The organism is Streptomyces sp. NPDC101152 (assembly GCF_044768275.1).
In the GTDB taxonomy this organism is placed as follows: domain Bacteria; phylum Actinomycetota; class Actinomycetes; order Streptomycetales; family Streptomycetaceae; genus Streptomyces.
The window spans coordinates 33707-54275 of record NZ_JBIWPO010000010.1; the positions used below are offsets into that span (position 1 = coordinate 33707).

Genomic DNA, 20569 nt, shown 5'->3' on the forward strand with positions numbered 1-20569 from the left:
GTGCCGGTCCCCTCGGTCGAGTCAGTCGAAGCGGGACGGGTTGTACGACACCGTGATGGCCTGTGGGCCGTCGATGTGGTGCAGCAGGTCGTCCAGCGACTCGGCGACGGCCGTGTCGTCCATGGAGCGCAGCGCCTCAAGAGTGACTCCCGAGAGATCGACGAGACCGGACTCGACGGCAGGCATCGTTTCCTCCACGGCTGCCAAGTCCCCTCCCATGCCCACGAGTCAGCGCTCCCAGTCCCTCAACCATCATGACCCAGCGGGCCAGTGGGCGAAACCCCACATCCAGGCCGTGCCACGAGATCGAGTCAGCCGCCCGCCCCGAGTGGATCAGGAGTACCGCCGGGCCAGTCCCTCCGCCGCCTGGTCCACACGCTCCGCCGCCACGGACGGCCCCTCCAACAACCGCACCGCTTCCAGCAGCTGATCGAGCGTGCCCGGATAGCGCAGACAGGTGCGCACGATGCCGTACACCTCCATCCGCAGCCGGGGGTCACGGGGGCGGTTGGCGGCGATCTCGGCGCTGATGCTGTCGAGGAGGAGTTCCGTGCCGTTGCCGTTGCGCAGGATCGGGAGGGCGGTCAGCGCGTCCACGAGCGCGGCCAGTTCACGCAGGGGCATATCCACGGGCAGGGCGGCCAAGGAAGGGACCGGTTGTGCCGTTTCCGCGCCCTGGGCGAGCCCGACGTCCGTCCGCCGTGGCAGCCCCGCATGGTCGTGGAGCCGTTCCAGATCGGCTGTCGGCAGCGTGGTGTACCAGTGCTCCACCCTCCGCGCCGCCAGTCTCCCCAGACCGTCCGCGCGGTGGTGGGTGCTCACCACTCCGACCAGGGCGCCCTCGCACCAGACCGCGGCGCCGGACATGCCCTCCCAGGGGGAGCGTTCCGGTTCCACGTCCTCGGAGGGTGGGGGGACGGCCAGTTCCAGGGTGCCCTCGCGCCGGTTGGACAGGACCGAGATCCTTCCCGAGACATGGCACGAGTCGCGGTACAGGGCCTGCCCCGGCCCCTGATCCCTGCGGAGTTTGAAGCGCGGGAAGCCGACGGCGCTGAAGGGCAGGGTGACGTCCGCTTCGGGCAGCACGGCGTAGCGCGGCGGCTCGGCGGGCAGCAGGCCGGGCGGGACCGGCGTGAGCTCCAGCAGGGCGAGGTCCGCCGCCTCGGCCAGCAGGACCACCCGGGCTTCGGCGCTCCACTCCCCCGGCAGATCCGCGTCGAACCGCACCCGGACCGGGGCGGACGGGCCCGCGACCACGTGCGCCGCCGTCAGGACGTACGCCTCGGCCACCCGGTAGCCGGAGCCGCGTCGGCCGGGCCGTGTGGCCGTCCGCTCGACCAGTACCTCGGCCACCCGCGCCGGCTCCAGCCCCCGTGCTGCCAACTCCCCCATGCGGGGCCCCTACCCGGGGCGGGAGGGGCGTACGCGGGTGGTGGTCACTGGTTCCAGCTCTCGTCGTACGGGTCCGACGGCGTCGCCACCGGCTTCGCCGAGGTGACCTTCAGATACGGGATGGGGCCGTTGTTCACCGGGTCCTTGATCTGCTGGGCGGTGTACGTGCCCGTCACCTCCAGCCACTTGTCCGGCTGGAGAACCGGCGGGATCCTGCCCGTCAGGCCGATCTTGACCGGCTGGGCGTCGGCGGCGCAGCAGTTGAGGGCCATGCGGACGAGGTAGGGGGCGCCCGTGTGGTCCACGGCCACGAAGCCCGTGATGTTGATCTGGCGGCCCGCTATGGAGCGGCCGTGGGTGTAGACGGCGCGGCCCGCGTAGTCGACCACCGTGAGGTTCAGCGGACCGGCCTTGGGCAACGGGTTGTAGCCGTACGGCTGTTGCAGGGCCGTTCCCGTGCGCATGGCGCTGTAGGAGCCGAGGGCGGGTGGCGCGACCAGGATCAGGGCGAGGAGGGGGAGGATCAGGAGCCAGGAAATGCGGGGTTCGCGGTGCTCGTGGTCGTGCGCATGCGCAGGCTGGTGTTCATGCTCGTGGTCGTCCGAAGACTCGGGCGCGTGGTCGTGGGCTATGGGGTCGGTGCGCCTCGGATTTCTGTTGCGCCACTCGTACCACACCGTCGCCAGCGCCGTGACGATCAGGATCGCGCCGGACGCCAGCAGCAGGGGTTGCAGGCCCGCCTTGACGTAGCGCAGGTAGAGGTTGGTGAGGCCGGCGTGCAGCAGGGCCGCGCCGGTCAGGAACAGGATCGCTGCCTGGGCCTGGCGGTTCACAGCAGCACCGCACCGGTCAGGACCGCGCCCGCGATCGCGAGGGCGAAGGTGGCGGGGGCGAAGCGCAGCGCGAAGCCGCGGCCGAAGGTGCCGGTCTGCATCGCGAACAGCTTGAGGTCGATCATCGGGCCCACCACCAGGAACGTCAGTTTGGCCGTCAGCGAGAACTGGGTCAGCGAGGCCGCCACGAACGCGTCCGCCTCCGAGCAGATGGACAGCAGGACGGCGAGGACGGCGAGCGCGAGGATCGCCACCAGCGGGTTCTCCGCCGCCGTGCGCAGCCAGCTCGCCGGGGCCACCGCCTTCAGCGTGGCCGCGGCCATCGCGCCGACCACCAGGAAGCCGCCCGCGTGCATCACGTCGTGCCGGACGGAGTTCCAGAAGGCGGCGCCCTTGCTCGGGCCCTCGTAGTGCGAACTCTCCGGTGTGCGCAGCCAGTCCGTGCGGCCCAGGCGTTGCCACAGCCAGCCCATCACGCAGGACACCAGCAGGCTGGCGACGAAACGGCCCAGCACCATCTCGGGGTTGCGGGGAAAGGCCACCGCGGTCGCCGTCAGCACGATCGGGTTGATCGCCGGCGCGGAGAGGAGGAAGGCGAGGGCCGCGGCCGGGGTGACGCCCCTGCGGACGAGGGCCCCGGCCACCGGGACCGAAGCGCACTCGCAGCCCGGCAGCATCGCGCCCGCCATGCCGGCCACGGGAACGGCCAGCGCCGGGCGGCTCGGCAACGCGCGGGCGAAGAAGGACGCCGGCACGAAGACGGCGATCGCCGCGGAGAGCAGCACGCCGAGCACAAGGAAGGGCAGTGCCTGCACCAGCACGGCCACGAACACCGTCATCCAGCTCTGCATCACCGGCACGGACAGCGCCCCGCGGATGGGGCCCTGCAGCAGCACCAAGCCGAGCAGGAGGAGGGTGAGGATCAGGGGGGACTTCGACTCGCCCGGGTCGGCGACGGCGTCGGGGGCGGCGACCGGGGCAACCGGCTCAACGGGGGCAGCCGGGTTCTCGGCGGACCGCTTCGGCGCCGGCTGTTCCGGAGCACGGCCTACCGGCTCATCGCTGTCCGGCCCTCTGGGGGCTGCTTTGGTGATGGCCACGGGCGAGGTACCTCCGGTGGTGCCGTGTGGTGCCGTAGGGCGCTGGTTTCCCTCCCCTTCACTACGCCGGGAGGGCCGTGAACGTTCAGCGTTCGCTGGAACCGCCTGTCTCTTTGGGGCAGTCTTTCCCCTCGTGGCGAGCGTTCCGAATCAAGGTGTGCCGAGTGGTGACCTGTCCGCGCACATGGTGGTCTGCGGTGACGACGGGCTGGCACACCGGCTCGCAGGCGAGTTGCGGGTGGTGTACGGGGAGCAGGTCACCCTCGTCGTGCCGCCCGCGGAGCGCAGTGTGCGGCCCCCGGTGGTGGGGCGGGCCCGGGCGACCACGGCGGCGCTGCTCGACCGGGTGACCGCGGCGGTGAACCGGGCCGGAGCGGGCGGTGAGCCCGTCGGCGGCGAACGGGTCGTGGAGGCCGCCGAGCCGAACGAGGAGGCGCTCGCCGCCGCCGGCGTGGAGCGGGCCGCCGCGCTGGCCCTGGTGTACGACGACGACGAGACCAACATCCGCGCCGCCCTCACCGCCCGCCGCCTCAACCCCCGCCTCCGCCTCGTCCTGCGCCTGTACAACCGGCGCCTGGGCCAGCACATCGAGGAACTCCTCGACCAGGCGGCCGCGTTGGCCGCGGGAGGCGGCGACGGGTCCGGGTCCGACGCCTCCACGACCGTGCTGTCCGACGCCGACACGGCCGCACCGGCGCTGGCCGCCACCGCCGTCGCCGGCACCAGCAAGGTCGTCCAGACCGACGGGCTGCTGCTGCGGGCGGTGGAGCGGACACCGCGGCCGGGGCAGGTTGCAGAGCCGGGGCTGGCCACGCTGGCGCTGCTGTCCGCGAACGGCAACGGGGGCGGCGGTGCGGAGGGATCCGATCTCGACGACGAGCAGGGGCCCCTGCTGCTGCCCGACGCGGCGGCCGTGCGGGGCGCGACCGGGCGCGGGACCGTCGTACTGGAGCAGGTCTCGTACTCCGGGCCCGCGCTGCCGCCGTCGCGCGGGGCGGTGCCGTTCGCGTCGCTGTTCTCGCGGCGGCTGCGGTGGTCGCTGGCCGGCATGGTGGGGTGCGTGGTGGCGCTCGCGGTCGCCCTGTGGCTGGTGACCGGGGTGCATCCGCTCAGCGCCTTCTATCTGACGCTGCTCGACCTCTTCGCCATCGACAACCCCGCCATCGGCGAGTCCGTGGGCCGGCAGATCCTGCAACTGCTGTCCGGGCTGGTCGGGTTGCTGCTGCTGCCGGTGCTGCTGGCCGCCGTGCTCGAGGCGCTGGGCACCTTCCGGACCGCCTCCGCGCTGCGCAAGCCGCCTCGGGGGATGGGGGGTCATGTGGTCCTCCTCGGGCTCGGCAAGATCGGTACGCGGGTGATGACCCGGCTGCGGGAACTGAACATCCCCGTGGTGTGCGTGGAGTCCGACCCCGACGCGCGGGGACTGGCCACGGCCCGGCGCCTGCGGGTGCCGGTGGTGCTCGGGGACGTCACTCAGGAAGGCGTGCTGGAGGCGGCGAAGATCCATCGCGCGCACGCGCTGCTCGCGGTGACCAGCGCCGACACGACGAACCTCGAGGCCGCCCTGTACGCGCGGTCCGTGCGGCCGGACCTGCGGGTGGTGCTGCGGCTGTACGACGACGACTTCGCGACGGCCGTGTACCGGACGCTGCGGGCGGCTCATCCCCGGGCGTCCACGCGCAGCCGGAGCGTGTCCCACCTGGCCGCTCCGGCGTTCGCCGGGGCGATGATGGGGCGGCAGATCCTGGGGGCGATCCCGGTGGAGCGGCGGGTGCTGCTGTTCGCCGCGGTGGATGTGGGGCGGCATCCGCAGTTGGACGGGAAGACCGTCGCGGAGGCGTTTCGGGCGGGGGCGTGGCGGGTGTTGGCCTTGGACAAGGGGGACTTGCCGGGTAGGTCGGGTAGGGGTCTTTCCGGTGGGGGGTCGCGGGACGAGTCGGCCTCGGACGAGGGGTACGAAGACGGGCGACACTCGGGATTGGTGTGGGATCTGCCGGACTCCTACGTGCTGAGCGGGGCGGACCGGGTGGTGCTGGCGGCCACGCGGACGGGGTTGGCGGAGCTGCTGGGACGGCGCCGGGAGCGGGCCGGGGCCTGAGCCGGGGGTGGGTCAGCTCGCCCGCGCTGGCGGGGTGCCGCTGCGCCCACCCGTGCCGCCCTGGGGGCACCTCCCAGGCCCTTAAGGCACTGGGGGAGGCACGACTGTCCGCAGCGGCGGCCCGCGCGAACTCAGTCCAGGTACCGCCGTCAGCCCAGGTACCGTTCCGCGAAGTCCAGTTCCAGGCGGACCTGTTTGATCCGTTCGTCCACCACCAGGGACCCGTGCCCGGCGTCGTAGCGGTACACCTCGTGGGTCGCGCCTCTGGCCTCCAGGCGCTCGACGTAGTTCTCGATCTGGCGGATGGGGCAGCGGGGGTCGTTGACGCCGGCCGAGATGTAGACCGGGGACTTGACCTTGTCGACGTAGGTCAGCGGCGAGGACGCCTCGAAGCGCTCGGGGACCTCCTCGGGGGTGCCGCCGAGGAGCGTGCGGTCCATGGCCTTCAGCGCCTCCATCTCGTCGTGGTACGCGGTGACGTAGTCGGCGACCGGGACCGCCGCGATGCCCAGCGTCCACGCGTCCGGCTGGACGCCGAGGCCGAGGAGGGTGAGGTAGCCGCCCCAGGAACCGCCGGTCAGGATCAGCCGGTTGGGGTCCGCGAGCCCCGAGGCCACGGCCCACTCCCGCACCGCCTCGACGTCCTCCAGCTCGATCAGGCCGACCCGGTGCTTGAGGGCGTCGGTCCAGGCGCGGCCGTACCCCGTCGAGCCCCGGTAGTTGACGCGGACCACCGCGTACCCGTGGTCGACCCAGGCCGCCGGGCCCGCGGCGAAGGCGTCGCTGTCGTGCCAGGTGGGGCCGCCGTGGATGTCGAACACCGTGGGCAGCGGGCCGGTGGCGCCGGCCGGTTTCTGGACCAGGGCGTGGATGCGGCCGCCCGGGCCCTCGACCCACACGTCCTGCACCGGGACCGAGCCGGGCGACTTCATGCCGGGCGGGTCGAGGACGACCTTGCCCGTGGTGGAGCGGACCGCGGGCGGCTCGGCGGCGGAGGACCAGAGGTACTCCACGCTGCCGTCGGGGCGCGCCGTCGCGCCGGAGACCGAGCCGGGCGGCGTCGGGACCCGCTCCAGGGCGCGGTCGGTGAGGTCGTACCGGAAGAGTTCGCTGCGGGCCTCGAAGCTGTGGACGACGAGCAGGCCCGTGCCGTCCGGATACCACTCGGCGCTGACGTCACCGGGCAGGTCCAGGGCGAGGTCGGTCTCCTCGCCGGTGGCCACGTCCCACACCAGCGGCTCCCAGCGGCCCCGGCGCTGGTGGCCGATGAGCAGGCGGGTGTCGCCGACGACCGGCGCGAACCCGAGGACCTCCAGACCGAGTTCCTCGGTGCCGCCCTTGGTGTCGTCGAGTTCGGCGACCGCCGTGCCGTCGGGGCGCAGGACGCGCAGCGCGGAGTGCATCGCGTCGCCGTGCTCGGTGTGCTCGACGGCGATCAGGGTGCCGTCGTGGGAGAGGTCGCCGACGCCCGCGGACTCGCGGTGCCGGTAGATCTCCACGGGCTCCTCGCCGGTGCGCACGAGGTGGATCGTCGTACCGTCCTCGTCCGTGGAGCGGCCGACGACCGCCGTGCGGCCGTCCCGGCCCAGGGCGAGGCCCGCGGGGTAGGAGGCCGCCAGGCCGGGGGCGGCCGGTTCGTGCGCGCCGCCGCCGAAGGGCTGTTTGCGCCAGACGCCGAACTCGTCGCCGTCCTTGTCGTCGAACCACCAGACCCAGGCGCCGTCCGGGGAGAGCACGCCGTCCGTCGTGCCGTTGGGCCGGTCGGTGACCTGGCGTTGCTCGCCGGTCGACCGGTCCCAGGCGTACAGCTCGTACGTCCCCGTCGCGTTCGACACGAACAGGGAGCGGTCGGGTGCGTCCTCCGCCCAGTCGGGCAGCGACACCCTCGGCGCCCTGAAGCGCTTCTCCCAGTCCGGAATATCCTCGTTGTTCACTTGTCGATCCGGCGCGTCGGGCCCGTTGCTCTCAGTCATGGCCCCATACTGCCCGCCTTCACCGACAATTCGCTGGCCCGGGGCCCAGCCTGTGGATAACTTCTACCCGGCACTTACCGAACGCCCGTCCCAGCAGGTCAGGAAGTCGAGATCGTGTCCTCCCCCATCAACTCCGCCAGCTTCTCTCCCGGGCCCTCCCGAGCCCCCGCCGACTGGCGTGAGACCAACCGCGCCAACTGGGACGAGAGGGTCCCGCTGCACACCGCCGGCGACTTCTACGACCTCGACGGCTTCCGGTCCGGCAAGGAGGCCCTGCGCCCCTTCGAACCGGCCGAGGTCGGTGACGTGACCGGCCGTTCCCTGCTCCACCTGCAGTGCCACATCGGCACGGACACCCTCTCCTGGACCCGGCACGGCGCCGCCCGGGTCGTCGGCCTGGACTTCTCCGCACCGGCCGTCGAGGTCGCCCGCTCCCTCGCCGCCGACCTGGGCCTCGGTCCCGAGCGGGCGTCCTTCGTGACGTCCGACGTGTACGACGCGGCGAACGCGGTGCCGGAGCCGTCGTACGACATCGTCTACACCGGAACCGGGGCCCTGTGCTGGCTGCCCGACCTCCGACGCTGGGCCGAGACGGCCGCCTCGCTCGTGGCGCCGGGCGGCTTCCTCTACCTCGCCGAGTTCCACCCGCTGACCGACGTCCTCGACGACGAGACCGGTACACGCGTGGTGCGGGACTACTTCGACCGGGCCGCGCAGATCTACGACTACCCGGGGACGTACGCGGCCGACAGCACCGACACCGTCCACAACAGGACCGTCGAGTGGCAGCACCCGCTCGGTGAGGTCGTCTCCGCCCTCGCCGCGACCGGCCTGCGGATCGAGTTCCTGCACGAGCACGATGTCTCCGCCTTCCAGCGCTTCGAGACGTTCGAGCGCCACGACGACGGCTCCTACCGCTTCCCGGCGGACCGGCCGCGCATCCCGCTGATGTACTCGCTCCGGGCGCGCAGGGACTGAGCGGTAGCGAACCCCGCTGCCCTGCTCGGCGAAACGGCGCCGTACCGTGGAAGGCGTGTACCGGTTTCTGCTGACGCCCCGTTGGTGGGGGATCAACGTCTTCGTGCTGCTCGCCATCCCCTTCTGCATCTTCATGGGGTCCTGGCAGCTGAGCCGGTTCGAGGGCCGGGTGCAGGACCACCGCAACGCGACCGAGCGGGTCACGACGGACCGGCACGAGGCGCCGCGGCCGCTGCGCGAGCTGCTGCCGGTGGACAAGGCCACCTCCGGCAAGCAGGCCACCGCGACCGGCCGGTACGGCAAGCAGCTGCTCGTCCCCGACCGCAAGCTCGACGGCAGGCAGGGCTTCTACGTGCTGACCCTGCTGCGCACCGACGGCGGCGAGGCACTGCCCGTCGTGCGCGGCTGGCTGCCCGGCACCGCCGACGCGGCCAAGGCGCCCGCCCCGCCCACCGGCGAGGTCACCGTCACCGGCGCGCTGCAGGCGTCCGAGACACCGGGCGACAACGGGGTGAGCGCGCAGGGCGGCCTGCCGGCCGGGCAGACCGCTGCGATCAGCTCGGCCTCGCTGGTCAACCTCGTGCCGTACGACGTGTACGACGCCTGGGTCACGCTGAACCAGGGCGACTCGGGGATGAAGGCCGTACCGGCGAGCGCGCCCCCGGACTCCGGCCTGGACATCAAGGCGTACCAGAACCTCGGCTACACCGGCGAGTGGTTCGTCTTCGCCGGGTTCGTGGTGTTCATGTGGTTCCGCCTGCTGCGCCGCGAGGTCGAGTTCGCGCGGGACGCGGAGATGGGGCTGGTCCCGGACGAGGAGACGGTGGCGGACGGTCAGGCGCCGGCCAGCAGTCCCGTGTAGTAGACGACGCCCGCGCACGCGTTGGAGACGGTGGCCGAGACGGTCGGCGAACCCGCCTCCGTGGTGTGGGAGACCGAGACGGACCCCTGCGCCGTGCCGCCCTCGGCGAGCATCTGGGTCGTCACCCCGCTGGTGGTCCCACTGGTCGTGGAGCCCGAGGTGGTGCCCGCGTCCGGTGTGGGGGTCGGGCTGGCGGTGGCGCCGCCGTCGGTGCTGCCGCTCGAGCCGGTGCCGCTGGTGGGGCAGGTCTCCGAGGGGATCCAGGCGAACTTGACGTCGTAGGCCGCGCCCGGCGCGAGCAGCAGCGAGGTGACCTCGGTCGCCGGGTCGGGCAGACCGGTCGCCGCGTCGCCGGAGACGTGCCGGGCGGCGCTGATCTTCGTGGCGTCGGCCGCGCCCCGCGCGAGCGTGCCCACGGTGCCGGGGCCGCTGACGGTACAGGCGGTGCGGGAGACGTTGACGACGCGGAAGGTGCCGTACACCGCGCCGGAGCTGTCGGGGGCCGCGGTCGTCCCGGTGGCCGAGCCCAACTGGGCGGCCGTGCAGGTGGGAGTGGTCGCGCTGCTGGCCGAGGGGCCGGTGCCCGCGCTGCCGCCGGGCCCCGCGCCCGGGGTCTTGCCCTTGCCGTCGCCCTTCGTGCCGCCCTTGCCCTTGTCCGGGACGGCCCCGAAACCGCCGCCGGAGGTGCTCTCACTGCCGTCGGCGTTCTTTCCCTGGCCCGCCCCGCCCTGGGCCTGCGAGGCCTGGCCGGCGACGGACGGGTTGACGTCGGAGCCGGTGGAGTCGGAGACGTGGATCAGGGCGGGGACGGCGGTGCCGATGAACAGGGCCGCCGCCGCCATGCCGACCATGGCCTGCCGCTTGCGGGCCCGCCGGGCGGGCACGGCACGGCGCAGGTGGTCCAGGGTGCCGTCGCGCGGCTCGACCGTCTGCACCGCCTGGTGCAGCAGCCTGCGCAGCGCCTGCTCGTCCGAGTCGAGCCCTTCGGGACTCTGGTCGTCGAGGCCGTGGTTCACAGTTCCGTTCCCAGCATGCGATTGCCTGTGCTCTTGCTCGTGCTCTCGTGTCGGCTCGTGCCACGCGAAGGGCTCATGGCGCTCGTGGGAGCCGTGCGACTCGCCACCGTCCCTGTCGATGCCGGTCATGCCGGCGCCTCCATCGCGAGACGGAGCGCGGCGATGCCCCGCGAACCATAGGCCTTCACCGAACCCAGCGATATACCGAGTGTCTCGGCGACCTGGGCCTCGGTCATGTCCGCGAAGTAGCGCAGCACCAGGACCTCGCGCTGGCGGCGCTGCAGGCCCTTCATCGCCTTGATCAGGGAGTCGCGCTCGAGCTGGTCGTAGGCGCCCTCCTCGGCGCTCGCCATGTCCGGCATCGGTTTGGACAGCAGCTTGAGGCCCAGGATGCGGCGGCGCAGGGCGGAGCGGGAGAGGTTGACGACCGTCTGGCGCAGGTAGGCGAGCGTCTTCTCGGGGTCACGGACCCGTTTGCGCGCTGAGTGCACGCGGATGAAGGCCTCCTGGACGACGTCCTCGCAGGAGGCGGTGTCGTCGAGCAGGAGGGCGGCGAGGCCCAGCAGCGAGCGGTAGTGCGCGCGGTAGGTCTCGGTGAGGTGGTCGACGGTGGTCCCGGCCGCCGCGGCGTCCTCGACGCCGTCGCGCTGGTTCGGTATGCGGGTGGGCCGCGCTGCGGGCATGGGCGCGATCACCGGCATGCCGCCGGGCGCCCCGGGCACGCGGGGCCGGAGGGCCGCCACGCGGGGCCGCAGGGCCGTACCGCGGGTCGCCGCACTGAAGTCGAGAACCTCTGCCACGCCAGTTGGACACGTTCACCCCCGTCAGGGTTGTACTGCCGCGGCGTGCCCGGTGTCACATGTGCGTCATGTGCCGCAATCCGTCTCGTTCTCTCAGGCAGCGCAACTGACCGTGCGTCGAACGCCCTCATGCGTACCCGCTCTTCCCCTATGTCACGAATGACCGAGACGTCCCCACGCCTCGTGCCGCGTCCCCGCCACCCCCTGAAGGGCGTTCGCAAAGACGCTCCCCGCTCTTCGCGCGGTTGCGAAGAGCGGGGAGGGAAATCCTCGGACGCCCGGGCGGCTCTCGGCAAGTGGTACGGACCAATTGGTCGGGCCACATGTCGTCCGTAGATCCTACAAACCGACCGGCCCTCGGCCAGGACTTTTCCGGCAGCAACCCCTTACATCGGGATGTGTCTCGCGCAACACGGCAGGTCATGGGAGCGCGACCATGGTCACGCACCGTCACCCGAGCTCGGCCGCCACCAGCTCCGCGATCTGTGCGGTGTTGAGGGCCGCACCCTTGCGCAGGTTGTCACCGCAAACGAACAGTTCGAGCGCCGTGGGGTCGTCGAGGGCCCGGCGCACCCGGCCCACCCACGTGGGGTCGGTGCCCACCACGTCGGCCGGGGTGGGGAACTCCCCGGCGGCCGGGTTGTCGAAGAGGACGACCCCGGGCGCGGTGGCGAGGATCTCGCGGGCCCCGTCGACGCTCACCTCGCCCTGGAAACGGGCGTGGAGGGTCAGGGAGTGCGTGGTGATCACGGGCACCCGTACGCAGGTGACGGCGACCGGCAGCGCGGGCAGCCCGAGGATCTTGCGGGTCTCGTCCCGCACCTTCATCTCCTCCGACGACCAGCCGTCCTCGCGCAGCGACCCGGCCCACGGCACGACGTTCAGCGCGACCGGCTCCGGGAACGGCCCGGTGTTGTCGCCCACGGCCCGCCGCAGGTCACCGGGGCTGGTGCCGAGCTCGGTGCCGGCGACCAGCGCCAGCTGCTGCCGGAGCGTGTCGACACCGGCCCGCCCGGCCCCGCTCACCGCCTGGTACGAGGAGACGACCAGCTCGCGCAGCCCGAACTCGGCGTGCAGCGCGCCCAGCGCGACGATCATCGACAGCGTGGTGCAGTTGGGGTTGGCGATGATCCCGCGCGGCCGGCGGCGGGCGCAGTGCGGATTGACCTCGGGCACGACCAGCGGCACGTCCGGGTCCATCCGGAAGGCACCCGAGTTGTCCACCACGACCGCGCCCCTGGCGGCGACGACCGGCGCCCACTCCGCGGACACCTCGTCGGGCACGTCGAACATGGCGACGTCGACCCCGTCGAAGGCGTCCTCCGACAGGGCCGTCACCTCGACCTGCTCCCCGCGCACGGCCAGCTTGCGGCCGGCCGAGCGCGGGGAGGCGATCAGACGGATCTCACCCCAGATGTCCGCGTGCTGGGACAGGATCTGGAGCATGACCGTGCCGACGGCACCGGTCGCCCCCACGACCGCGAGCGTCGGCCGGGTCTTCCCCGACATCAGCGTCCTGTGCCCCCGTAGACGACCGCCTCTTCGGAGTCGGAGTCCAGACCGAAGGCGGAGTGCACGGCGCGCACGGCCTCCGGGACGTCGTCGGCGCGGGTGACGACCGAGATGCGGATCTCGGAGGTCGAGATCAGCTCGATGTTCACGCCCGCGTCGGACAGCGCCTCGAAGAAGCCGGCCGTGACCCCCGGGTTGGTCTTCATCCCCGCGCCGACCAGGGAGATCTTGCCGATCTGGTCGTCGTAGCGCAGCGAGTCGAAGCCGATGCCCGTCTTCGCCTTCTCCAGGGCGTCTATGGCCTTGCGGCCCTCGGTCTTGGGGAGGGTGAAGGAGATGTCGGTCAGCCCGGTGGACGCGGCCGACACGTTCTGCACCACCATGTCGATATTGATCTCGGCGTCGGCGATGGCGCGGAAGATGACGGCGGCCTCGCCCGGCTTGTCCGGCACGCCGACGACCGTGATCTTGGCCTCGGAGGTGTCGTGCGCGACACCCGAGATGATGGCCTGCTCCACCTTCTTGTCCCCTTGCTCGATCGGCTCACTGCTGACCCAGGTGCCCTGCAGCCCGCTGAAGCTGGACCGGACGTGGATCGGGATGTTGTAGCGGCGGGCGTACTCCACGCAGCGGTGGAGCAGCACCTTGGAGCCGGACGAGGCGAGCTCCAGCATGTCCTCGAAGGAGATCCAGTCGATCTTCTTCGCCTTCTTCACCACGCGCGGGTCGGCGGTGAACACGCCGTCGACGTCGGTGTAGATCTCGCACACCTCGGCGTCGAGGGCGGCGGCCAGCGCGACGGCGGTGGTGTCGGACCCGCCACGCCCCAGCGTGGTGATGTCCTTCTTGTCCTGCGAGACGCCCTGGAAGCCGGCGACGATGGCGATGTTGCCCTCGTCCAGCGCCGTCCTGATCCGGCCCGGGGTCACGTCGATGATCCGGGCTTTGTTGTGGACCGAGTCGGTGATGACGCCTGCCTGGCTGCCGGTGAACGACTGGGCCTCGTGGCCCAGGTTTTTGATCGCCATGGCCAGCAGGGCCATGGAGATACGCTCTCCCGCGGTCAGCAGCATGTCGAACTCACGCCCGGCAGGCATCGGGGATACCTGCTCGGCGAGATCGATCAGCTCGTCCGTCGTGTCGCCCATCGCGGAAACGACGACAACCACCTGGTTGCCGTTCTTCTTCGCTTCCACGATCCGCTTGGCGACGCGCTTGATGCCCTCGGCATCGGCTACGGAGGAGCCTCCGTACTTCTGCACGACAAGGCCCACGTGCGCTCCTCGCTCGGTCCGTGTGTGTCGGCTCAGTCTATCGAGCGCCCGAAATCCACCTCCGCGGTATCGCATGGTGAGATTCGCACGCCCAGGTCAGCGCATGCCCAGACCGGGGCGCCGGGAAAAGTGCAGCGCGTCACAAGAGGCGCGACTGGGTCACGACGGGCGCCGCGGCACTCGCCCACGAGGGCCCCTACGACGTCGTCCTCCTCGATCTCGGCCTGCCCGACACCGACGGCCTCGACGTCTGCAAGGCGCTGCGCGGACGCGGTGACATGCCGGTCATCATCTCCAAGCCCTTCGAGGTCCGCGAGGTCATCGCGCTCACAAGGGCGGTGATGCGACGAGTCCAGCCCGCCGACCTCGCCGCATCGCCCTGCTGCTCGGCAACGGCGACACCAGGTGCGGATCGGGCGGTTGATGTGCCTCCAGACTGCCTTTTCGCTGGTGAGGACCCGTGCAGGCGATGTACAACGCAGGTCCAGGACGCATCCAATTCACGGGGAGTGGTCGAGTGCTCACGGACGTACTGCTGGCGGGGGCCGTCCTCCTCGGTTCCTCGGTGCAGTGGCTCACCGGCATGGGCTTCGCCCTGGTCGCCGTGCCCGCGCTGGTGCTGCTGCTGGGGCCGGCGCAGGGGGTGGTCCTCGCCAACTGCGCGGCCGGGGCGATCTGCCTCGTGGGCCTCGCGGGCGGCTGGCGGCGCGTACGGCCCGCCGCGATGGTGCCCCTGTGCGTGGCGGCGGCCTGCACGGTCCCGGCCGGAACCTGGCTGACCCGCCAACTCCCCGAATCCTGGCTCCTGTTGGTCATGGGAACCCTGGTCACCATGGCCGTCCTGCTCGTCATGCGGGGCGCGAGGGTGTCCACCCTGCGCGGCATCCGGGGCGCGATCGCCGCCGGCGCGGTGGGCGGCTTCATGAACTCCGCGGCGGGCGTGGGCGGCCCGCCCTTCTCCCTCTACGCCGTCAACGCCGACTGGACCGTGCGGGAGTTCGTCCCGAACGCGATGTTCTACGGCGTGGTCGTGAACGCCTTCTCGGTGGCGTCGAACGGCGTGCCGGAACTGAGCACACGGAGGTGGGTAGCGGTGCTCGCGGCGATGACGGCGGGCGGCTTCATCGGCCGCGGCCTGGCCTCCCGCATACCCGAGCGACGGGCCCGCTCGCTGGTACTGCTACTGGCGCTGACGGGCGGGGTCACGGCGGTGGGCAAGGGATTTTGGGGGCTGTGATCAGTCCGTGAACTCGGGGATGAGCCGCTACCGTCGGCGGATGGAGATTCTGCGCTACGTGGCCTTCAGCAGCGACCCCGCGGGCGGCAACCCCGCGGGTGTGGTGCTGGACGCCACCGAGCTCGACGACGCGACGATGCAGGTCATGGCGGCCGAAGTGGGGTACTCGGAGACGGCGTTCGTGGTGCCGGGCGCCGACGGCGTCATGGGCATCCGATACTTCAGCCCGCTCGCCGAAGTGCCCTTCTGCGGCCACGCGACGATCGCGACGGCCGTCGCCCACGCGCACCGCCACGGCGTGGGCTCGCTGGTTCTGCACACCAAGGCGGGTGAGGTTCGCGTCACCACGTCACTGGCCGAGGACGGCTCCCTCGTGGCCTCCCTCGTGAGCGTGGCGCCACGATCGGTGGCCGTCTCCGCGTCCGACCTGTCCGAACTCCTCGAAGCCCTGCGCTGGTCCGCCGACGACCTCGACCCGGCTCTGCCGGTCCGTGCCGCCTACGCGGGCGCCTGGCATCCGGTCGTCGGCGCCGCGAGCCGGGAGCGACTGGCCGACCTCGACTACGACATGCCCGTGCTCAGCGACCTGATGCGCCGCAAGGACTGGGTGACCGTCGCTCTGGTCTGGCGGGAGCGCCCGACGGTGTTCCATGTGCGCAACCCCTTCCCGCCTGGCGGAGTCGTCGAGGATCCGGCCACCGGGGCGGCGGCCGCCGCCCTCGGCGGATACCTGCGCGAGCTGGAACTCGTCGAGACACCCACCACCTTGACGATCCACCAGGGCGCCGACATGGGACGACCGAGCACCATCACCGTCTCGGTGCCGCGGGAGACGGGAAGCGGGATCAGGGTTTCGGGGACGGCCGTGCAGATCTGACTCTACTTCCCCGGCCTCATCCTCAATGGCCCCCCGATCTCCTCCGCCATCACCCGGCCCGCCTCGAATTCGAGGGTCTCGTCGCCCATCGGCGTCTGGTCCGTGTCCAGGCCGTCCAGTTCCGCCAGGGGCTGGTTGAGGCGGACGTGGATGAGGACGGACTGCAGGGCGCGCAGGGCGGCGGAGGCCGTCGGGCCCCAGTTGGAGAAGTAGGAGAACTGCCACCACCACAGCGCCTCGGTGACGCGGCCGGCGCGGTAGTGGGCCATGCCGTGGCGGAGGTCGGTGATGACGTCGGTGATGTCGTCGGAGAGGCGGGCAGGGACCGGCGCCTTGCGGGGCTCGTAGGGGTCGAAGACCTCCGAGTAGACGTCCACCGGGTCCAGCAACCTCGCCAGGTTCTCGCGGAGTTCGTCCACGTCGGCGTCCGGGCCCGTGTCCGGCTCGTAGCGTTCGTCGGGGACGATGTCCTCGTGCGCGCCGAGGCGGCCGCCCGCCAGCAGGAGCTGGGAGACCTCCAGGAGGAGGAAGGGCACGGCCGAGTCCGGCTCGTCGCCCTTCGCGACCTCGGTCACCGCTACCAGGAAGCTCTCCACCTGGTCCGCGATCTGAACCGCGAAGTCGTCCGGGTCCTGCGTCGCGTCGTGCAGTGTGGCGTCAGACATCTAGGAGTCGTCTCCCCTCGAAGGCGCGGCCGAGGGTCACCTCGTCCGCGTATTCCAGGTCGCCACCCACCGGGAGGCCGCTGGCCAGGCGGGTGACCTTGAGGCCCATGGGCTTGATCATGCGGGCGAGGTAGGTGGCGGTCGCCTCGCCCTCCAGATTCGGGTCCGTGGCCAGGATCAGCTCCGTGACCGTCCCGTCGGCCAACCGCGCGAGAAGTTCCCGTATACGCAGGTCGTCGGGGCCCACGCCCTCGATCGGGCTGATGGCGCCGCCGAGCACGTGGTAGCGGCCCCGGAACTCCCGGGTGCGCTCGATCGCCACCACGTCCTTCGGTTCCTCCACCACGCAGATGGCGGAGGCGTCGCGGCGCGTGTCACGGCAGATGTTGCACAGTTCCTCCTGTGCGACGTTGCCGCAGGTCGCGCAGAAGCGGACCTTCGCCTTGACCTCCATCAGGGCCTGCGCGAGCCGCCGTACGTCCGTCGGTTCCGCCTGCAGGATGTGGAAGGCGATCCGCTGGGCGCTCTTGGGACCGACGCCGGGCAGCCGCCCCAGCTCGTCGATGAGGTCCTGCACCACGCCTTCGTACACGGACTGCCGTCCTTCCCGGGGTTCCTTACACACGTACGGTAGTTGGCCGACGCCTCTCTTCGAAAGGCGGGCCGGGTCTCGGAACGGCTCAGAAGGGCAGGCCCGGGATGCCGCTGCCGCCGCCCAGGCCCTGGGCCAGCGGGCCGAGCTTCTGCTGCTGGAGGTTCTGGGCGTTCTCGTTGGCCGCGTGGACGGCGGCGACGATCAGGTCGGCGAGGGTCTCAGTGTCCTCCGGGTCCACCGCCTTGGGGTCGATCTGCAGGGCGCGCAGCTCGCCGGCGCCGGTCACGGTCGCCTTGACCAGACCTCCGCCCGCCTGCCCGTCGACCTCCGTCTGCGCCAGCTCCTCCTGGGCCTTCTGCAGGTCCTGCTGCATCTTCTGGGCCTGCTGGAGCAGCTGCTGCATGTTGGGCTGGCCACCACCGGGAATCACGATCACTCCTGGATTCGTCGTTTCATCCGTTGTGTTTTCCGTTGTGCACGAGCCTACGTGGTCCGCGCAGCCATCGCCCCGCCACTCTTTCGAGTGAGATCACGGTGACTCGCCTACCTGATCAAGGCCCTCTTGCGGGCGGAAAACCGGCGAAAGGCACGCCCGTGCCACCCATTGGGCGGTAGGAAGGGTCCCGCCGGGCGGTGGTGGGGGGCCGCGCCCGCACGCGATGTCACGCAACGTGAGCGGCCGTGATCAGTAGGGAGTGCCGGGTGGGTCAGCCGGAGATGCAGCCCGAGGGTCCGCCTCAGGACGGGTGGGGCGAGGGCGCGGCCGGCTTGCGGCCGGGCGATCTGGTCGGGCGGTCCTTTCCGCTCGGGGACTGGGGCGAGCCGGCCGAGCGGCTGCACGAGCTGTACCGGTGGGTGGAGCGCGGGGCGCTGGAGACGGCGGCCTGGTACCTCGTGGACCGGGTGTGGAAGCGGCGGGGCGCGCGGGTGCTGCGCGCCGGAGCCGCGGCGGGGGCGGTGACCGGGGCCGCCATGCCGTTGCTGGATCTGACGGGGCTGCTCGGCGGGGCCGCCGCCTGGGGGTATCTGGCGCTGCTGCTCGCCGTGGCGTGCGTGGCGGTGGACCGGTTCTTCGGCGTGACCTCGGGCTGGATAAGGGACGTGGCCACCGCGCAGGCCGTGCAGCGGCGGCTGCAGGCGTTGCAGTTCGAGTGGGCCTCGGAGAGCGTGCGCGAGGTTCTGGGGCCCGCCGAGGGGACGGCCGGGGAGGCCGCCGAGCGGTGCCTGGGGGTGCTGCGGAGGTTTGCCGAGGACGTGACGGAGCTGGTGCGGACGGAGACGGCGGACTGGATGGTGGAGTTCCGGACCGGCTCGGCGCCCATGGGGATCCAGTCGGCGGTGTCGGGTTCGGCGCGGGCGGCTGTGGACGGGTCGAGCGCCAACGGGCGGTTCACCGGGCCGCCCGGGCCGGGGGCACGACCGAACATGCCCCGACAGCGGCCGCCCGAGCCCAGGTGACGCTCACTGGCGCGTGTAGTCCAGTTTCTCGCCGTTGCTGGTGTTGACGCGCTGCAGGGTGCCGTTGGGCAGCAGGCTGATCTCGGTCGCGCCGCCCGGTTTGCAGTAACCGGAATCGCCCTGGGTGACCGTGGACGGGCCCAGCTCCAACGGGCCGTTGCCGCCCGGGTCCGCGGTGAGCTGGGCCTGGAACACGCAGTGGTAGTTGCCGCTGGTAGTGGGGCCGTCCGCGACGAGGGTGAGCAGCGCGTCGCCCACCTTGCCCTGCCGGATGGTGAGTTGGCGGGTGTTCGCACCGTCCTTGTTGGTGATCGTGGCCGTCCAGGTGCCCAGGTAACCCGACGGGACCGCGCCGCCCGAGGCGGCGGAGGCACTGGCGGAGGCGGTGGCCGTCGGGGGCGGCTGGGAGGTGTTCGGGCCGGAGGTTCCGGGGGCGGTGGTCGGGGCCGGGCCCGCCTTGTCGTCGCCCTTGTTGCCGCCGCCCCCGTTCATGAGCGCGTAGACCGACCCACCCGCCCCGAGCGCGACGACCAGCGCCACGACGACCAACAGCGCGGTGGAACGGCCGTTCTTACGGGGCGCTTCGGGCGGCGGCGCCATCACCGGGCCGCCGTAGGAGGGTCCGTAGGGCGGGGTGGAGCCGAGGCCGCCGTACGGGCCGGGTTGCTGGGGGTAGCCGTAGGCGGCGGGCTGCTGCGGATAGCCGTACCCGGGATGCTGCTGCGGGTGGCCGTAGGCCGGGTGGGCCGGGGGCGGGGTCTGGCCGTGGGACGGCGGGGGCGTCTGGGCACCGCCCTGACCGGCCACGACCGTCGGCAGGTGGTCCAACGGGGTGGCGGTACCCGGCTGTTCGGGGGCGACCCGGGCTCCGGAACCGACGCCGGCATCCGCACCGCCGCCTGCCCCCGCACCCTTCCCGTTCTTCTCGAGCGAAGGCCTCCCCGAGCCCCCACCCCCGGCCGTCCCCTCCCCCGACTGATCCGGGTCCTCCGTGTCGAGCAACTGCACGGCGTGGCGGCCGAGTTGGGCCACCAGGGCGCTCGGGAGCCAGGGGTCGCGGGAGCGGCCGTCCAGGACCGTGTCCTCGGCGCCCGTGCGCTCCAGCACCTCGTCCAGCGTCGGTCGCGCCCCCGGGTCCTTCTTCAGGCAGTCGCGGACGAGGTCGGCCAGGCCCTCCGGCACCCCCTCCAGGTCGGGTTCCTCCTGAGCGATGCGGAACATCAGCGCGTGCACCCCGCTGTTGGCGGTGCCGAAGGGCAGGGCGCCGGTGGCCGCGTACGCCAGGACGGAGCCGAGGCAGAAGACGTCGCAGGCCGGTGTGATCCGGTCGCCGCGCACCTGCTCGGGCGCCATGAACCCGGGCGAGCCGACGAGGGCGCCGGTCCGCGTCAGGCCCCCGTCGGTCACCGTCTCCAGGGCGCGCGCGATGCCGAAGTCGATGACGCGGGGTCCGTCGATGGTGACGAGCACGTTGGACGGCTTGAGGTCGCGGTGGATGATCCCGGCGGCATGGATGTCCTTCAGTGCCTGCGCGAGCCCGGCGGCGAGGATGCGCACCGACCGCTCGGGCAGCGCGCCGTGGTCGTGCCCGACGACCTGCTGCAGGGTCGGCCCGGCGACGTACCCGGTGGCCACCCACGGCACGGCGGCCTCGGTGTCGGCGTCGAGGACGGGTGCCGTCCAGTGCCCGCCGACCTGCCGTGCGGCCTGCACCTCCTGCCGGAACCGCGCCCGGAACTCCTCCTGCGCGGCCAGTTCCCGCCGGACCAGCTTGACGGCGACGGTCCGCCCCCGGTCCGACCGGGCGAGGTACACGAACCCCATCCCGCCCGCGCCGAGCCGCCCCAGCAGCCGGTACGCCCCGATCCGCTGCGGATCTCCCGCCCCGAGCTTCTCCAT

General features: G+C 72.0%; 19 protein-coding genes and 1 pseudogene. 7 read left to right on the forward strand and 13 right to left on the reverse strand.

Annotated features, from left to right (window positions below; translation table 11 throughout):
- Positions 1-21 precede the first annotated feature (21 nt).
- From ACIRVK_RS15730 to ACIRVK_RS15745, 4 genes are all read right to left on the reverse strand, one after another.
- On the reverse strand, positions 22-186 hold the full coding sequence (locus tag ACIRVK_RS15730; protein WP_404247176.1) for a hypothetical protein: 165 nt from the start codon (positions 184-186) through the stop codon (positions 22-24).
- A gap of 147 nt (positions 187-333) precedes the next feature.
- Complete coding sequence (locus ACIRVK_RS15735) at positions 334-1392, reverse strand: trypsin-like peptidase domain-containing protein (RefSeq protein WP_404247178.1); 1059 nt, start codon at positions 1390-1392, stop codon at positions 334-336.
- A gap of 44 nt (positions 1393-1436) precedes the next feature.
- The gene (locus ACIRVK_RS15740; RefSeq protein WP_404247180.1) at positions 1437-2225 is read right to left on the reverse strand and encodes a TIGR03943 family putative permease subunit; all 789 of its coding nucleotides are present in this window, start codon (positions 2223-2225) and stop codon (positions 1437-1439) included.
- The gene (locus ACIRVK_RS15745) at positions 2222-3325 is read right to left on the reverse strand and encodes a permease (protein ID WP_404247182.1); all 1104 of its coding nucleotides are present in this window, start codon (positions 3323-3325) and stop codon (positions 2222-2224) included. Before ACIRVK_RS15745 ends, ACIRVK_RS15740 begins: the two co-directional genes overlap by 4 nt.
- A gap of 184 nt (positions 3326-3509) precedes the next feature.
- On the opposite strand from ACIRVK_RS15745, the gene ACIRVK_RS15750 reads away from it, so the two are divergent.
- Positions 3510-5423 carry a potassium channel family protein gene (locus tag ACIRVK_RS15750; RefSeq protein WP_404247610.1) on the forward strand — a complete coding sequence of 638 codons (1914 nt, stop codon included), beginning with the start codon at positions 3510-3512 and terminating at the stop codon, positions 5421-5423.
- A gap of 149 nt (positions 5424-5572) precedes the next feature.
- On the opposite strand, the gene ACIRVK_RS15755 is transcribed toward ACIRVK_RS15750, so the two are convergent.
- Positions 5573-7396, reverse strand: a complete 1824-nt coding sequence (locus ACIRVK_RS15755; protein ID WP_404247184.1) for a prolyl oligopeptidase family serine peptidase — start codon at positions 7394-7396, stop codon at positions 5573-5575.
- Positions 7397-7510: 114 nt separating this feature from the next.
- Between ACIRVK_RS15755 and ACIRVK_RS15760 the strand changes: the two genes are divergently transcribed.
- Together ACIRVK_RS15760 and ACIRVK_RS15765 are read left to right on the forward strand one after the other, a co-directional pair.
- On the forward strand, positions 7511-8374 hold the full coding sequence (locus ACIRVK_RS15760) for a class I SAM-dependent methyltransferase (protein WP_404247186.1): 864 nt from the start codon (positions 7511-7513) through the stop codon (positions 8372-8374).
- Between the two features lie 55 nt (positions 8375-8429).
- Complete coding sequence (locus ACIRVK_RS15765; protein WP_404247188.1) at positions 8430-9236, forward strand: SURF1 family protein; 807 nt, start codon at positions 8430-8432, stop codon at positions 9234-9236.
- Here the strand turns inward: ACIRVK_RS15765 and ACIRVK_RS15770 are convergent.
- The 4 genes from ACIRVK_RS15770 to ACIRVK_RS15785 form a co-directional block, all read right to left on the reverse strand.
- Positions 9209-10252: a hypothetical protein gene (locus ACIRVK_RS15770; RefSeq protein WP_404247190.1), complete on the reverse strand. Its 1044-nt coding sequence runs from the start codon at positions 10250-10252 to the stop codon at positions 9209-9211. The genes ACIRVK_RS15765 and ACIRVK_RS15770 overlap by 28 nt on opposite strands.
- A gap of 125 nt (positions 10253-10377) precedes the next feature.
- Positions 10378-10953: a SigE family RNA polymerase sigma factor gene (locus ACIRVK_RS15775; protein ID WP_404247612.1), complete on the reverse strand. Its 576-nt coding sequence runs from the start codon at positions 10951-10953 to the stop codon at positions 10378-10380.
- A 549-nt stretch (positions 10954-11502) separates the two neighbouring features.
- Entirely contained in the window at positions 11503-12561 is a 1059-nt protein-coding gene (locus ACIRVK_RS15780; protein WP_404247192.1) for an aspartate-semialdehyde dehydrogenase, read from the reverse strand.
- Entirely contained in the window at positions 12561-13838 is a 1278-nt protein-coding gene (locus ACIRVK_RS15785; protein WP_404247194.1) for an aspartate kinase, read from the reverse strand. The genes ACIRVK_RS15780 and ACIRVK_RS15785 overlap by 1 nt, the downstream gene beginning before the upstream one ends.
- Positions 13839-13990: 152 nt before the next feature.
- Here ACIRVK_RS15785 and ACIRVK_RS15790 point away from each other — a divergent pair.
- The 3 genes and pseudogenes from ACIRVK_RS15790 to ACIRVK_RS15800 all read left to right on the forward strand — a co-directional run.
- Positions 13991-14197 (forward strand): annotated as a pseudogene (locus ACIRVK_RS15790) (response regulator); the annotation flags it as partial.
- 110 nt (positions 14198-14307) lie between these two features.
- The gene (locus ACIRVK_RS15795; RefSeq protein WP_404247196.1) at positions 14308-15075 is read left to right on the forward strand and encodes a sulfite exporter TauE/SafE family protein; all 768 of its coding nucleotides are present in this window, start codon (positions 14308-14310) and stop codon (positions 15073-15075) included.
- A gap of 40 nt (positions 15076-15115) precedes the next feature.
- Positions 15116-15952, forward strand: coding sequence for a PhzF family phenazine biosynthesis protein (locus ACIRVK_RS15800; protein ID WP_404247198.1), 837 nt, complete (start codon positions 15116-15118; stop codon positions 15950-15952).
- Between the two features lie 2 nt (positions 15953-15954).
- Here ACIRVK_RS15800 and ACIRVK_RS15805 read toward each other — a convergent pair whose 3' ends face one another.
- The 3 genes from ACIRVK_RS15805 to ACIRVK_RS15815 all read right to left on the reverse strand — a co-directional run bounded on the left by ACIRVK_RS15805 (position 15955) and on the right by ACIRVK_RS15815 (position 17642).
- The gene (locus ACIRVK_RS15805; RefSeq protein WP_404247200.1) at positions 15955-16617 is read right to left on the reverse strand and encodes a DUF5063 domain-containing protein; all 663 of its coding nucleotides are present in this window, start codon (positions 16615-16617) and stop codon (positions 15955-15957) included.
- Positions 16610-17209, reverse strand: coding sequence for a recombination mediator RecR (gene recR, locus ACIRVK_RS15810; protein ID WP_404247202.1), 600 nt, complete (start codon positions 17207-17209; stop codon positions 16610-16612). The genes ACIRVK_RS15805 and recR overlap by 8 nt, the downstream gene beginning before the upstream one ends.
- A gap of 88 nt (positions 17210-17297) precedes the next feature.
- A complete protein-coding gene (locus ACIRVK_RS15815; RefSeq protein WP_404247204.1) occupies positions 17298-17642 on the reverse strand; it encodes a YbaB/EbfC family nucleoid-associated protein in 345 nt (114 codons plus the stop codon).
- Between the two features lie 272 nt (positions 17643-17914).
- Between ACIRVK_RS15815 and ACIRVK_RS15820 the strand changes: the two genes are divergently transcribed.
- The gene (locus tag ACIRVK_RS15820) at positions 17915-18670 is read left to right on the forward strand and encodes an SLATT domain-containing protein (protein WP_404247205.1); all 756 of its coding nucleotides are present in this window, start codon (positions 17915-17917) and stop codon (positions 18668-18670) included.
- Positions 18671-18673: 3 nt separating this feature from the next.
- Here the strand turns inward: ACIRVK_RS15820 and ACIRVK_RS15825 are convergent, their stop codons facing one another.
- A complete protein-coding gene (locus ACIRVK_RS15825; RefSeq protein ID WP_404247207.1) occupies positions 18674-20569 on the reverse strand; it encodes a protein kinase in 1896 nt (631 codons plus the stop codon).